The organism is Flavobacterium soyae, from assembly GCF_021245985.1.
Taxonomy (GTDB): Bacteria; Bacteroidota; Bacteroidia; order Flavobacteriales; family Flavobacteriaceae; genus Flavobacterium; species Flavobacterium soyae.
Window position 1 is genome coordinate 450,424 of sequence record NZ_JAJQXA010000002.1, and the last position, 14,803, is coordinate 465,226.

At 33.6% G+C, this 14,803-nt stretch carries 16 protein-coding genes and 1 pseudogene; 4 read left to right on the forward strand and 13 right to left on the reverse strand.

Going from position 1 to position 14,803, the window contains the following annotated elements; translation table 11 throughout:
- Positions 1 to 21: 21 nt before the first annotated feature.
- From LUU93_RS04195 to LUU93_RS04205, 3 genes are all read left to right on the forward strand, one after another.
- Positions 22 to 714, forward strand: a complete 693-nt coding sequence (locus LUU93_RS04195) for a DUF4397 domain-containing protein (RefSeq protein ID WP_232678627.1) — start codon at positions 22 to 24, stop codon at positions 712 to 714.
- Positions 715 to 904: 190 nt separating this feature from the next.
- Complete coding sequence (locus LUU93_RS04200) at positions 905 to 1,384, forward strand: CAP domain-containing protein (protein ID WP_232678629.1); 480 nt, start codon at positions 905 to 907, stop codon at positions 1,382 to 1,384.
- Between the two features lie 335 nt (positions 1,385 to 1,719).
- Positions 1,720 to 2,475 carry a GH12 family glycosyl hydrolase domain-containing protein gene (locus tag LUU93_RS04205; RefSeq protein WP_232678631.1) on the forward strand — a complete coding sequence of 252 codons (756 nt, stop codon included), beginning with the start codon at positions 1,720 to 1,722 and terminating at the stop codon, positions 2,473 to 2,475.
- 95 nt (positions 2,476 to 2,570) lie between these two features.
- On the opposite strand, the gene LUU93_RS04210 is transcribed toward LUU93_RS04205, so the two are convergent.
- The 11 genes and pseudogenes from LUU93_RS04210 to LUU93_RS04260 form a co-directional block, all read right to left on the reverse strand.
- Positions 2,571 to 2,942 carry an MmpS family transport accessory protein gene (locus LUU93_RS04210; protein ID WP_232678633.1) on the reverse strand — a complete coding sequence of 124 codons (372 nt, stop codon included), beginning with the start codon at positions 2,940 to 2,942 and terminating at the stop codon, positions 2,571 to 2,573.
- Positions 2,943 to 3,036: 94 nt separating this feature from the next.
- Positions 3,037 to 3,855 carry a helix-turn-helix domain-containing protein gene (locus LUU93_RS04215; protein WP_232678635.1) on the reverse strand — a complete coding sequence of 273 codons (819 nt, stop codon included), beginning with the start codon at positions 3,853 to 3,855 and terminating at the stop codon, positions 3,037 to 3,039.
- 272 nt (positions 3,856 to 4,127) lie between these two features.
- Positions 4,128 to 4,598, reverse strand: coding sequence for an energy transducer TonB (locus LUU93_RS04220; RefSeq protein WP_232678637.1), 471 nt, complete (start codon positions 4,596 to 4,598; stop codon positions 4,128 to 4,130).
- Positions 4,599 to 4,613: 15 nt separating this feature from the next.
- Positions 4,614 to 5,294, reverse strand: coding sequence for a 3-keto-disaccharide hydrolase (locus LUU93_RS04225; RefSeq protein WP_232678640.1), 681 nt, complete (start codon positions 5,292 to 5,294; stop codon positions 4,614 to 4,616).
- A 171-nt stretch (positions 5,295 to 5,465) separates the two neighbouring features.
- Positions 5,466 to 5,657 carry a hypothetical protein gene (locus LUU93_RS04230; protein ID WP_232678642.1) on the reverse strand — a complete coding sequence of 64 codons (192 nt, stop codon included), beginning with the start codon at positions 5,655 to 5,657 and terminating at the stop codon, positions 5,466 to 5,468.
- 420 nt (positions 5,658 to 6,077) lie between these two features.
- A pseudogene (locus LUU93_RS04235) lies at positions 6,078 to 6,742 on the reverse strand (IS1 family transposase).
- 147 nt (positions 6,743 to 6,889) lie between these two features.
- Positions 6,890 to 7,246 carry an immunity protein Imm33 domain-containing protein gene (locus LUU93_RS04240; RefSeq protein ID WP_232678644.1) on the reverse strand — a complete coding sequence of 119 codons (357 nt, stop codon included), beginning with the start codon at positions 7,244 to 7,246 and terminating at the stop codon, positions 6,890 to 6,892.
- A gap of 153 nt (positions 7,247 to 7,399) precedes the next feature.
- Positions 7,400 to 8,266, reverse strand: a complete 867-nt coding sequence (locus LUU93_RS04245; RefSeq protein WP_232678645.1) for an RHS repeat domain-containing protein — start codon at positions 8,264 to 8,266, stop codon at positions 7,400 to 7,402.
- Between the two features lie 627 nt (positions 8,267 to 8,893).
- Positions 8,894 to 9,319: a DUF7832 domain-containing protein gene (locus LUU93_RS04250; protein ID WP_232678647.1), complete on the reverse strand. Its 426-nt coding sequence runs from the start codon at positions 9,317 to 9,319 to the stop codon at positions 8,894 to 8,896.
- Between the two features lie 12 nt (positions 9,320 to 9,331).
- Positions 9,332 to 9,823, reverse strand: a complete 492-nt coding sequence (locus LUU93_RS04255) for a hypothetical protein (RefSeq protein WP_232678649.1) — start codon at positions 9,821 to 9,823, stop codon at positions 9,332 to 9,334.
- Positions 9,824 to 10,014: 191 nt separating this feature from the next.
- A complete protein-coding gene (locus tag LUU93_RS04260; RefSeq protein ID WP_232678651.1) occupies positions 10,015 to 10,713 on the reverse strand; it encodes an IS1 family transposase in 699 nt (232 codons plus the stop codon).
- A 263-nt stretch (positions 10,714 to 10,976) separates the two neighbouring features.
- On the opposite strand from LUU93_RS04260, the gene LUU93_RS04265 reads away from it, so the two are divergent.
- Positions 10,977 to 11,318 carry a helix-turn-helix domain-containing protein gene (locus tag LUU93_RS04265; protein ID WP_232678653.1) on the forward strand — a complete coding sequence of 114 codons (342 nt, stop codon included), beginning with the start codon at positions 10,977 to 10,979 and terminating at the stop codon, positions 11,316 to 11,318.
- A gap of 492 nt (positions 11,319 to 11,810) precedes the next feature.
- Here the strand turns inward: LUU93_RS04265 and LUU93_RS04270 are convergent, their stop codons facing one another.
- Together LUU93_RS04270 and LUU93_RS04275 are read right to left on the reverse strand one after the other, a co-directional pair.
- Positions 11,811 to 12,521, reverse strand: coding sequence for a leucine-rich repeat domain-containing protein (locus LUU93_RS04270; protein ID WP_232678655.1), 711 nt, complete (start codon positions 12,519 to 12,521; stop codon positions 11,811 to 11,813).
- Positions 12,522 to 12,727: 206 nt separating this feature from the next.
- The gene (locus tag LUU93_RS04275; protein ID WP_232678708.1) at positions 12,728 to 13,507 is read right to left on the reverse strand and encodes an RHS repeat protein; all 780 of its coding nucleotides are present in this window, start codon (positions 13,505 to 13,507) and stop codon (positions 12,728 to 12,730) included.
- Between the last annotated feature and the right edge of the window lie 1,296 nt (positions 13,508 to 14,803).

Sequence of the window (14,803 nt, forward strand, 5' to 3'; positions counted from 1 at the left end):
GTAAAACTCAAAATTAGAATTATGAAAATCAAAACAATCTTTATTAAATTAATTCCTGTAAAGGTAATGGCTGCGGCAGCCCTGATATTTTTATCATCTTGTGATAGCAACGAAGTAGACCCTTTTGGTTCTGCACACCTTAAAGTTGTAAATGCCGCGCCTAACTCCGGTTCTCAAAAATTTGTTATGGCCAACATTCCTTATATTGGTAATCTGGATTATCTGGAACATTCAGTATCGTACCATGATGTAGCGGTGGGAAACAATCTCGTAAGCCAGTTTAGAGACGAAAACGATAATGACCTATATGCTTCTGAAGAACTTGATCTGGATGACGATAAAAGATATACTGTATACTTAACGGGAGAATCAAGAAATGATGCAGAAGTGAGACTTTATGAGGATAATATAACTGCTCCGGCCAGTGGTAAAGCCAAGGTAAAGTTTATTCATTTAAGTGCTGGTGCTCCTGCCAATATTGATTTCATTGACGCCCAAGGCAATAATCTGGCTTTAAATGTTGCACGCTACAATCAAAGTGGTTATTCTGAAATTAATGCCGGTTCATTAGGCATTCAAGTACGCGGCAGCGGGGAATCTGAAAATCTGGCAGCCTTGGCAGCAACTGATTTTGCTGCCGGAAAAGTTTATACCGTTTTTATAGCCGGATCTTCTGCATCAGGATATACAATTAGCCAAATTTCGCATAATTAAGTTATTGCTTTATTTCATAATAAATGACCAAATCTCTAAAATCAGGATAGTATTAGAGATTTGGTCATTTTTTCTTGAAAACAATATCAAAAGCATTTGGATCAAATTATTGTATATATTTTTTAAAAAATATTAGTTCAAATTCTGCTCTTCTCACATATCTTTATGCCTTAATAAATAATCGATTATTATGTTTCCAAAGCACGCTGTTTATATTCTTTTGACCTTCTTATTATTTATCTCGTGCAGCAGCGATAATGATGATACTATTGATGATACAGACGTAACAGATTCTGTTTTGATAGAAATTAATAAACTTAGGGCAACGGGATGTAAATGTGGTACCGATGATATGCCTCCGGTACCTGCATTGGTAAGCAATTCATTATTGGCAAAAACTGCTGTTAATTATGCTCATGAAATGAATACACGTAATTTTTTCTCGCATATATCTCCTGAAGGGACAAGCCCTATACAAAGAGCCGCTGCTGCTGGTTATACCGGAAAATATGTAGGCGAAGTTATAGCGCGGAATTACAGTACTCCTGCCGAAGTTGTAACAGGATGGAAAAATAGCGAAGACCATTGCAAGGCAATGATGAGCAGTACTTATGTAGAAATGGGTGCCGGAAAATCAGGAAATATATGGGTGGCAAATTTAGGACAGTAAGCTAATTTTCTTCACGAAGCTGTTATAACTATACAATAAGGTATAAATAAGCCATTTACCTTCTCGACAAATAGGAAAAAAAAATAGATTTATTCTCATTATAGTAAGAATAAGTCTATTTTTATTTTTTTCAGATTATATTATTCTCAGTTTTTTATTTTATTTATGGTCAATTTTACCATAACTAACAATTTGAATTTATATTTTAACAGGTTATATCCTGTTTTTATGATAATAATTAAAAAATGCACTTGTTTTACTACAATAAATTCACTAAATACATAATTATTAATACTTTAGTATAACTAATTATTAACCCTTAAAATTAAAATTTTATGAAAAAATCATTTTTATTTGTAGTATTAAGCTTAATGTTTATGAGTTGCGAAACAAGTGAATCAAATGATTCAGAAGTTAAAGCTGCATGGTCATCATCTGCCCAATATGCCAGCTGGTCAAATGGCGGTTATACCGTTTATAATAACATATGGGGTTCGGGTGCAGGAAGTCAGTCCATATGGGCAAATAATTACAGTAATTGGGGTATTTGGGCTAACCATCCAAATACAGCAGGCATTAAATCATACCCAAATTCGACCAAATATGTTGGTAAAGTGTTGAATACAATCAATACACTTAGTACCAGCTTTAACGCAACTACCCCTAGTGGAGGTGCCTGGGTTTCGGCTTATGATCTTTGGGACAGCAATAAAGCCAATGAAATAATGTTATGGTTAAACTACACAGGAAATTCAGACGGTTCAGGAAATGTAAAACCAATTTCTTATAATTATTCCTCAACAGGTGCCGCTGTTCCGGTATATACAAACCAAACTATTGGCGGTCATACATGGAACGTATTCCGAGGTAACAATGGCTCTAATAATGTATATTCATTTTTACGTACTACAAAAACCAATGGCGGTACAATTGATGCTAAAGCAATTTTTAATTGGATAAAAGATAGAGGATGGTTTGGTAATGTTACTGTTGGAGATATCCAATATGGATTTGAAATCTCATCATGCTACGGTACAAACGGAAACGGAGCAAACTTTACTTGTAACAGCTATTCTGTAACTAGTAACTAATAAATTAATAATATGAACAAAACGGGCTCAACTTGAAAAGTTGAGCCCGTTTTATTTTTTTACAATATCATCTACTTGACATTCCTGCAGACTTATTACCGCAATGCATCAGACAGTGAACAACTAATAATTCCATCGCTGGAGACAGTGTTGGTAAGTGTATTTTTCTCAACCCCATTCACATAAATTTTTGCAGTCAGCGTCTGTCCGGGTGTACCCTCCTGTCCTGTAATCGAAGAACCACTCACTCCCAAAGCATAGATTCCTTCCCCAAAAGTCACCTCTTTAGACCAAGGAATACTTACATTGTCTTCCATTACATTAGAACCGCTTTCATTAATGTAGACTACTCTGATATTCTTAGAAAATGTTCCTGTTAATTCATACTTTACCTTTCGGGATGCTCCCGGAGATGTATTGTTATCATCACTGCTGCATGAGCTTACAAAGCACAGCAGAGCTGCCAACCCAAATACTATTTTTTTCATATCGTTACAATTTTAAATTCCACCAAAACTAAATAATGGCAGGTTTACAGAATTGTATAAAAACGACATCCGGTTATTCACTCAGGTAAATAAAGGAAGAACTTTCGGTTCCCAGGCTTTCTTTCCTGATGAACTGATAAGGAGAAAGACCTGAAAATTCCTTGAAATCTGTATTAAAATGAGACTGGTCTGCATACTGAAGATCATAGGTCAATGCTGTAAGATCACCATAAACTGCAGTGGGCAGGACTTTGAGTGCATTCTCAAAACGGATAAGCCTGCCGAATTTAGTCATAGAAACTCCTGTATTTATTTTAAACCTCCGTTGAAGCTGCCTCTCTGAAAGCCCATAATGACCGGCTAACTGCTGCTGTTTTTTTTCCATGTTCCACAGCCATGACTTATTGCTGTGAAAAAGATCATTGATCGTCTGGTCTATTTTTCCGTGGTATAATCTTTCATAAAAATAGGTGCTCAAAATCTGTACCCTGTTGTGATGATCCTGAGCATCCAAAAGCAAAAATGGAATTTCGGTCTTATCAAGCAAATTAATATCCACCATTCTATTGGTCATTTCCGATGCGTCAATACCAAACAAGGCGTGTAAAGCGTGAGGATAAAAACTAACTCCAAAATGAGAAAACTGTGTATCCCAAAAAGCATCAGAGGGTTTGGTATCCAGCCCGCTTAAATAGCATAAAGGCATTATATTTCCATTGGCATCCTTAATTGGAGAAAAAGTATTGATATCCTGAAATATAAGCCTCGGATACTGATCGGCAAAAGAGCGTATATGCAGCACTTTTTTTTCCAGAGCCATCGAATCATAACTCCAGAAATAACGTATCCACGCTTTTAATTTTTCATGAGGCTGGTAAACTTTATATTCCATAAATAGTATTCAATGTAAAAACTGTACGCATAAAAATACAAAGCATTTTTACTCCAAGAGCTTGTTTTTAATCAATTGGTTTGTCTGAATATAGATGCTAGATAAAGACTTATAGCGGAATAAGCTCCTAATTTTTTCAATTTTGCTTTTTGTAAAAATATAAAAGCTGTAACCCAAAACCAATATCCCTGCAAAGATTAATACAAAAACTGCTAAAAGAAACGTTTAGCAGTTTTTTTAGATATAGAAAATTTTGTTTATAAAAAGTTTAGCTACTGAACATAAAAGGGAAAGCTGTACAAACATCTTACTCGTTTTCCTCCTTTTATCGCAGGCGTCCAGTTAGGAGATAATTGCAAAACCCTTAGTAGCTCTTCGCCTGATCCATAGCCAAAATCACGAAGGATTTTTATATCAGATAACGTTCCATCTTTTTCAATTACAATAGTTGAAAAGACTGGCCCTATCGCTTCGTTTTTAACTGCTTCTTCTGGCATAACATAATTCTTCGTTAAGAAAATATGAAACTTATTTATACCTCCCGGATATTTAGGCAAAGAATCTACCAATGTCGGATTGTAAATTTCCTTATCATTTTCATCAACATTATATTCTAATGCAGTCTTTTTTTGAGATTCCTTTTCAACTTTTAAAGGAGGCTTAACAATTGCAGGTTTACTGCTCTCTTTTTGGCAACTTATAATTATGATAAAACTAAAAAATAAAAAAATCTTTTTCATCATTTCGTTCATCTTTATTTATAATTCTTTTATTATAATATTACGATACCATACATTGTTTCCATGATCTTGTAAAGCAATTTTTCCTTTTTTGAATGTTCCAAAATCAGGCCATCCGGCAAATTTACTTCCATCTATTAATTTTTTAAAATTATCGCCCCAAAGTACCGTTTCAACTACGACAACTCCATTCAAAATAAAGGTTAATTTTCCTTTATTGCTGATAATTTCAGCCTTATTCCATTCTCCAACCGGTTTTACAGGTTCTGATTTACTTTGAATCAAATCGTATAAATCTCCCGCACGGTGTTTCGTAATTTTTCCATCGGGATGACCATCATTATCCAAAACCTGCATTTCCAGACCTGTACTAAATGTGTTTTGATATTTTTGAGGATCTTCGTTAACATAAAAAATAATACCGCTGTTGCCATTTGGAGATATTTTCCATTCTAACTTTAAATGAAAATTTTCAAATTCAGCATTAGTTACTAAATCCCCTCCCTGCCCATCTTTAGCCGTATCTGGATTAAAATGCAATACTCCATTTTCTGCTTTCCATCCGGCCCCAGCCGAATTTTTACCATAAGTATGCCAGCCATTTGTAGTCTTCCCGTCAAAAAGAGGTTTAAAACCCTTCTGCGCTTGAATTATTTGTGCAAAAGCTAAAATCAAAACTGCTGCTATAACTTTTTTCATTTGTTTCGTTTTTTAATTAATTGGACCTTGATAAATAACTCATAAAAAATATCTTTAAATATACTTAAAAAGGATGAGCAAAAAATATTCATATTTAGCAATATAGGCAGCAATTCAATTGTAATTTTTTTTTAGTTTATTGTTATAGTTTTTCAGGCTATTAATTTCCTGTTAATCCTCATTTTCAGCTTTACTGATCATTTCTAAAACAATATCAAGAATTAAAAGAGTTTTTAATCTGGTTCCACAGCTCAAATAAATCCAGGTTCCTAAAGATTCATCTGCCGGAAACATACAGGTAATTTGGGAAATACAAACGGTGTACTGGGTTAAATCATCGGTTCTGAATTGGATTGTTTTCATGTGTAGATAATGTTTAGGCGATAAGATAAAGGTTAAAACGAGCTCAATTTCGTTATTAACATTTATATCCGTTAAAGCATTAAAGTTATCTGATGTAATTCGTTTATCTTCTAAATTTTAATTATAATATTATTATAATTGTTTCAACGAATCCTTAATAAGTATAAACCAAAACTATATCAGCATAGCTTATTAACACACTAATTATGAAGGAAATGTAAAATTATTTCTAATTGTAAGATATCATCTTAGGAAATTAAAGCTGCTGCAGAAATCAAGTTAATATACTCTCTGGGTCTATGAGTAGTGATCTCTCTAAAATACCTAGTAAATAATGATTTTAAATCAAAACAAGGTTCATAAGTTAAGTCAAGAATATTAATACTGCTGTTTTTTCAGATAAACTCATTATTTAAAAACTCAAATCCAAAAGTATATTTTTAAAATTGAAACTAAAATTAATAGACTTTTACTAAAGCAAATAGTCCTTCGATTCAATCTTTTAAGATGAGTTCTCATCGTCAAATTTTTCCTTTCAATATGATTTGTACCGAAGCGTTTTACAGAATGTAATTTCTCCTCGGTCAAATATCTGTAGTTTTTTAATTTGTCGGTAAATATCATTTTTGCTTCAGATAATTTTAAAGTATCCAGGTTTTATTAGTTCGTCTGCCAACATAAAAGGCGACAACACTTTTAGAGTTCTTTTCCAGAGCATAAACCAGCCAGGTATAATTTCGTTTGTTCCTGATATAAGTGCACATTTCATCAACCTCATAAGTTCTTCCTTTGCTGATAATTGGATGGTTGATGTTTCTGGCAATTGAAACTAATCTTTTTAATAATGTTGTAGTTGAAATTTTTAATACTCTTGCCGTACTTCTTATTCCTAAGCCTTCTTTGGTCAACTGAACAATATTTTTGTTTGTATCTGGTTTATATGCCTGATAATTATAATTTTCAACTCTCGTTTTCTTGCATAGTTTACAAATATATCGTTGATTACCTGATTTTGTTTTGCCGTATTTTATCATGTATTTAATTTCACCAACACATCTGCAGCACCAAGTACTATTTAAAGCCATTTTATTCGATTTAAAACATTATTAAATAAAAAAAACAACCCGAAGGTTGTTTTAATTTTACTTACGATATTACTATAAATCTCTGATTATGTGTAAATGTTAAATGGAATTATTAAGCACCAACACATCTGATACATTACCATTTTTTTAAATATCTAACAAAGATAAATCTTCCCATACATCCACATAATCCCCATTCTCAGCTATCAAAACTCTACTTCCTGCTGGAAGCCCTAAATAAGGAAAAATTAATGGACACCATTCTTCTAAATGGACTACGTGTAAAGGTTGAAAAAAATCTTTTTCATCTGAATATTCACCTGCCCAAATATACCAACCAGTAGTATCACTAGTAATTGGGTGTCGTAATGCATGAATAGGTTCAGATTTGCTTTTTTCCTTTATATCTAAAGAAATTCCCACTTTTAAATCCAATGCAGATGGTTCAAACTTAACCCCATATTTATTACAAATTTCTAACTGTATTATTTCAAGATTACTCATTATTTTCTACTATTTATTATTGCTTTCATCAATTTTGAAAATGCACTCATTTGCCCACCTTGACTTGCAGAGCAAGTGGCACATTGTGCATTTACTGCCTGAACTGAGCGCATCTTAACAAGGCAATTGTTCCCGTTTTATAATGTTCCTCTACTAATGGAGTAATATGGTTACTATCATTGGAGTGGAAGTTCCTCCACAATGAACACACGGTTTTCCTTGTACACTTGCTCTTTGAGCTGGAGTTGTAGCGTTATTAGGTCTTTTATATATTTTGTCTGTTACGGGTGCTACATTTTCAGCTTCACTTGCGATATTAACTCTTACTTTGGCAGCAGATTCTGCCTTCAATGCAACCCCACCAGCCGCTCCTGAGCCAACAATACTAATTCCCTCATCAATTGCATCAGCTGTACCTTTAGAAACACCTGTTGACTGTATTGCTTGACTAGTTAAAGAAGAGGTGTCTTCGCCCGTAATTAATTGACTAAGACCCGAACCTGCCACATCAGCACCGTGGACATCTACTACACCTCCAACGACTCCCCCGACTCCTGTCCAAGAAGTTGCAATTCCTCCTGCTGTACCTGCACTTGCTTCTAAGATTCCTCCAACTAATTTTAGTCCTCCCATAAATCTATTCCATCCCTTACTAGGAGGATCCGGCCACATTCCGTCAGGATCAATAAAATAAATTGGATTATTAAAAGTATAATTATAAGGTGTCCATCTCCTTCCTTGCTCTGCTTTAGGATCAATATTCATCCACCTACCTAAAGCAGGATCATAATTTCGTGCTCCATAGTCATACATGTTAAGCCCCAGCTCGTCCTGCAGTTCTTTTCCGTTGTAAAGTCGTTTCGATGCTTGATTTGTAGAAGCTGCTGCAATATTATAGCCTTTGTGTTTTAAGCCAAAAGGATAATAGTTATTCTCTTCAATAATTTCAAGAACTTGTGTTGCCGGGTTTTTACCGTAACTTAAACGTATGTTTCCTAAATGATCTTTATACTGAAACACATACGAATAAACACCATTGTCATTTTTAACATACCCTTCGGCTGTCGGGAAAAATTCTAAAACAGTGTTTTTGTATTGAAAACCATCCAGATAATTGGTTGTGGTTACAACTGCTCCCTCAGTAACAATTTTTTCAAGTTTCTCACCTGTCGCATTGTAAATGTACTCAATTGTGTTTCCTGTTCCAAAAATTATTTTCTTTGGTAAATTAAGATGGTTGTACTGTATTGCTGTGATATTTTTGTTTTTATCAAGAATAAGGTTTCCATTGGCATCATAACCATAATCATCGCCTGTTTTATTAAAATCATTAAAACCGCTGGTGTTATTGCTGTTGTCTAAAACAGTGCTCAGCTGGTAAACTCATTATGTAAAATAGCTCATTCCTTTTAGACCTCTCCCAATCCCGACGCTTCTGCCCGCGCACTAGGTAAGTTTTTATTCTGCTCAGTCGCCGCAAGGGCTATAATTGTTTTTGCTGCATAAATGCCAGGAAATTTTATATTCAAAAGGAAAAACAATAATAGCATTTATGCAGCAAAAACAAGCCGATTACACAAGTTTTAAAATGCAGAAAACCTCTCCGACTGTCGAGGTTTTTTTTATATTCTTTCCTATTTTCAAATCCTATTTGTTTTTCCAAGCCGAATATCTTTTTGTAATTATTGGCTCAATTTTTTTATAATTTTCCCGATTATCGTCTACATGGTATAAAGTTTTATAATGATTAAAAACTTCTGAATAATCATCTATATATTGACCATAATCATTTTCATTTGCATAATAGGAATTTGCAAACTTATTACCTTCTTCATTTAGGTCTTCTGACCAGAATTTACTATCACATTCTTTTATCAAAAATTCTGTGCCAGTCATTTCTCTATTCTTTACTTTCTTAATTGATTCTTTGGAGTTTTCAAGATGCAGCAATCCTATTAAATCATTATCTATTATCCATGTAAGAAACATTCCAATATGGATGCCTCCATTTTCTAATGGCAGCTCTTTAGGGAAGTTATTTCCTGAATGCCAATCTATTCTATCATATGTCATATTTTAAATTATTTATGGTCGAACAACATTAACTTGTGTAGGAGGAATTTGAGTTCCTGCTGGCAAGTCAATTGAGTTCCCGTTATTTCCAATTATTGTTCCTCCTCCCAATTCAATTTGAGGGAATGCTGATTTTTGATTCTTTGTAAGAGGCACAGTCGCAGAAGATTTTGCTTCTGTAATTCCAATTGTTCCTTCTGCATCGACTGTTACAAAATCAGGACGTGTCCGAGTTCCATCTGCAGCTGATAAGCCACCTTTTTTGTAGGCTGATGCAACTTTTTGTGCAGCAACTATACCATTTGTTATACTAATGGCATTCCCATTGATGGCTCCATCAACCAAATTAGCTGTAGCTTTCCAAGCTCCAGTAACATAATTTTTTAACCATCCTGGAGGATCTGGCCACATCCCGTCAGGATCAATAAAATACACGGGATTATCCATTGCATAATTATATGGAGACCATCTGCGACCTTTTTCTGCCAATGGGTCAATATTCATCCATCTGCTAAGTGCAGGATCATAGTTACGTGCACCATAGTCGTAGAAATTAAGTCCCAGCCGTCCTGCAGTTCCTCGCCGTTGTACTTATATTATATTTATTAGGGTTTTCGAATATCTTTACAAGGTTTCACCTGTTAAATGCAATATTTAAGAACATGATTTTAAAGGTTAAATTTACTGTTTATTGCTCATATCCAAAAGTAAATCTTTAAGACAGCAATAAAAACTACTAAACTTTTACTGAAGCAGATTGTCCGTCTGTTGAGTCTTTTTATATGAGTCCTGAGCGTCAAATTTTTCCTTTCAATATGGTTTGTTCCAAAACGCTTGACAGAATGCATTTTCTCATCAATCAGATACCTGTAGTTTTTAAGTCTGTCTGTAAATATCTTTTTTGCTTCTGATAATTTCAGAGTTTCCAAAACACGATTCAGAGTTTTGTTAGTTCGTTTGCCTACATTAAAACTAACCACATTTTTAGAATTCTTTTCCAAAGTATAAACCAGCCAGATATAATTTTTCTTGTGTCTGACATAAGTACACAGTTCATCTACTTCGTAAGTTTTGCCTCTGCTGACAATTGGTCTGGTTATATTTCTCGCAATGGAGACAATTCTTTTCAATAATGTTGTGGTTGATATTTCCAGTATTCTTGCAGTGCTTCTTAAACCTAAACCCTCTTTGGTTAATTGAATAATCTTTTCATTAATATCTAATTTGCAAGCTTGATTTGTATAATATTCTATAAAACGGTGAGAGCACATTTTACAATAGTACTGCTGTTTATTGTTTTTTGTTCTCCCATTTTTAATAACCTTTTGTTCTTTACATTTTGGACAATTCATACCATCACTAACTTTGGAACACCATGTCGCAATTTTACTCATTTTAGCTCGTTTAAGGCAATATTAAAACAAAAAAGATGAGCATTACTGCTCATCTTTAAATTATTTATTTCTAAAATTCACTCAATTTCAAAAGGTTATATTTTCAAAATCTCATATCACTAACTTTGAAACACTACCTTATTAGATACAAATGTATCTAATTGTTTCCAACAACACAAATCCTATCCGATTTTTTTATATCCTATAATTGCTTAAATTTGCCATATCACATCAATATCATTAACTTTTATCCCTTTTTAGACATGAACACAGGTGCTATTATATCGCAATTAAGAGACAAAAACGGTTTCTCACAAAGTGATCTTGCCGAGAAAAGTCAAGTATCAAGAGTTATGATTGGTAAATATGAAAGAGGCGAAGCTGTACCTTCTATTGATGCAGCCAAAAAAATTGCTGATGCACTTGGGGTTTCTTTAGATTATTTGGTTGGTGTCACCAGTCAGACTTCTTTTGATAAAAGAACACTTGAACGTATTATTGATCTGGAACTTCTCGAAGAAAGTAAAAAACAAACTCTATATGATTTAATTGATACCTACATTCGTGATTTTAAAACAAGAAAAGCTTTTGCCAACGTAGGATAATATTTTGATTATAAAACACAAAAACCACTCATTTCCGAGTGGTTTTTTTATTCTCTTTGTCGATACACTCTGCGGTTGGGTTTTCAAGACCAAAAGTAAAAACCACACCAAAGCTATGTTACATAATAAGTCATTATAGTGCTGCCGCTCTCGCGCTGCACTATAAACTCATTATGTAAAATATCCCGTTTCCAAAAGACCTCTCAGCAAAGCCGACGCTTCTGCCCGCGCACTAGGTAAGTTTTTATTTTGCTCAGTCACCGCAAGGGCTATGCTTGTTTTTGCTGCATAAACAAGCACGATTACTAAAGTTTAATACACAAAAAAACCTCGCCGGCTGGCGAGGTTTTTTGTTTTTATTCTGCTGATTCTCTTTGTCGGTGCGAAGTCGGAGACATTCGCACAGCATTTCCAGTAGAACTCTTCGCACAGCTGGGTGCAATAATTAACCACAAACACATCTGATACATTACCACTTTTATTAGCATTCTATTAATTTGATAATTTAATCATCTGCATAGGCTTAAAATTTTTCTGATTTTCTGATTTTGATAAATCAACTCCGTTCTCAATGTAAAGCGTTTTCAATAAAGGATTGTTAGAAATATCTAGCTTTTCAATTTTCGTTGAATTAAGATAAAGCTGAATTAGTTCAACATTCTTTTTTACATCGATCTTTTTTAAATTATTATTTTCAGACAATTGCAAATTTTTTAGTTTCGGAAGTTCATACAAACTAATCTTTTCGAATAAATTTCCTTGCAGATACAGTGATTCAATATTAGAAGTGTTAATTAAAACCAGTTCATTTAAACCATTTCTAAAAGCATAAAGCCCTTTTAATTTTGGCATATTTTTTAACATGAGCTTTTTTCCAAGGTTGTTCTCACCGATATATATTTCTTCAATAGTCGAATTATTAAAAAAGACATCTAAATTTACAACCTGATTTTTCATTGCATTTACTATCTTAAGTTTTTTGAAATACATCAAATCATCCAAGCTTTTTATGTTTTTATTTGAAATCTTCAACTTACTTATAGTATCTATCTCTGAAATTTGAATTTCATTATCCTTGTTCACATCATAACCTAATTCTAACAATGCTTTTTTTAAGTTTTCATCTTTAAAATCAATCCTTTGCGAATATAAACTCTTTGGAAAAAATACTATTAAGAATAGTAAAATATAATTCAGTCTCATATAGCGGTCTTTTCAATTCTTTTTCGTTAGTAAAGATATAATAAATGCAATAATTCCAAATACTATAATGATAACTATTCTATCATATTTGGAATTATAGTATCTGTTAAAAACTGTATCATTAGGTTTTTTTTTAAAATTTATTAAAGTATAAATTATAAATATAGTTCCTATAATATAATATATATAAATCATGATTTTGATGTTTATTTTTTCTGATCTAAAATCGAATCTCCAAGTTTATCTACTCCGTTAAAAAGGTTGTCATTAATTATTTGCTCCATTGGACCAAATACACTAGACCCTCCTAAGCCACCTGAAAGTCCCTCAATGGCTGCTTTTGTGAAAAATTTCTTCCAACTAAAGTTACCTTCAAATGCATCATTTACAAGTTCTAAACCCGTTCCTACGGCAGAAATTTTTCCTCCAACATAAGCCATTTCAGTTGCTAAAGGGAGCCCAACTCCCGTAGCACCTACAGGAACTGCAGCTAGAGTTAGACTATCTCCAAGATTCTGCAATGCACCTGGTACTTGATCTCCTAATGCATCTCCTAAACCTTTATTTTTAGAAATATAAGTACCATTTTCAGTTGTAACACCTCCATCGTCAGTATCTGTCTTTTCACCATTGTTTACAACTATATTTCCATCAGCAGCAAACGAAACCATTGTACTGTAATCCTCTGTATGTGCAGTACCAGATTCAAAAACTTGTTTTACATTTCCATAGCCCTTTGCTTCAGCTTGCTCTACAGTTTTTACATCTTTATCGTAAGTTATATGTTGCTGTCCATTTGTTCCAATCCAATTTATCCAATCACTAGGCGCCATACCATCAGGATCAATAAAATATATTGGATTATCAAAAGCGTAATTATATGGACTATGTCTTCTCATTTTTTCAGCTAATGGATCAATGTTCATCCAGCGTCCTAATGCAGGATCATAATTTCTTGCTCCATAGTCGTAAACCCCAAGTCCCAGCTCGTCTTGGAGCTCCTTGCCGTTGTACTTATACTTGTTGTGTCCTGTGCAATATCAAGCTTCGCGCGAGCATCTTCTTTTTAAGAACGTTCTTTTCATTTTTCCTACTTGGTAAAAATAGAAAAATAAATAGATTATATTCTCAAATGAAAAGAAAAAATCTAATTATTTTTCTTACAATTTTTCTTTTCATTTGAAAAAAATAAATTCATTTTTTCTTTTTTTTCTTTCCCGGGAACATTTTACTAAACGGTATTCTCGGAAGTACTTTTTCAAAAAAGTCTGCCATAAGAGGTATTCTGTCTTTTTCGACAAAATTTAATATAATAGTCATCACAACGATGAAGACTAAAACAATTATTACTATTAATATACTTGTGTCCATAATATCTTCTTTATATATAAATATTCCCATTTTCTAAAAAAGTTGATTTTTTTTAAATTATTTTTTATTCGCCTATTAGGGTTTTAGACTCTAAAAAAGGACGGTTTCTAAAAATCCCAGCGTCTGCAAGGTATTTACAAGCTTTAAAATAAAATAGGACACTAAAAATTGCCCTGCCTGACCTTTTGTTTTTTTTCATTTCACAAATTAAAGCAGCGCATTTTAGATATGCTGTGACATGGATTCATAGCAATATTATATATTGGGAAGATTAAAAATGGTTAACTATGGTAACATTCTTTCAATTAAAAAAATCGGTTTATAGATTATAAGCTCGATTTTTAACGAAGATTTTTTTATCCTTATTTTTCAATTGAAAAAAAATGTTTCTGAAAAAATCTTCGGTAAAAATGAGCATAGCCCTTGTGGCGACTGAACAAATAATTAAGGTTCGTAGTGCGTTGGCAGAAGCGTCGGCCGTGGGGTGGCGCGTCGGGAGTGCGGCTATTTTACATAACGAGCTTATAGTGAAGGGCGAAGCGAACCCGAAGGGCCTGCACTATAATTGCTTGTTATGTAACATAGCTTGGGAGTGGGCTGGGCTTTGAGCGTTGGGGGCAGCTTATTGCAATTGTGGAGCCTGCGGAACAACTTGCAATGTGCTGCAGGAGCGTTGGCAGAAGCCCAGACCGCAGGAGCGTCGGCTGAGCGTTGGATGGGCGGGACATTAAACTCAGCGAAGCGTTCCTATTTCTTTTTTGCGTTTGGTGTTTTATGGCGATATTTCCTTTAAAAACTAAATTGTCGGGCTATTGTGGGATTAATTTCTTTCTTAATTCCATTTAATAACTAATAATCAGTATTTTATTTTTTAAAATTGTGACCATAACAGGATTCGAACCTTTGATTTA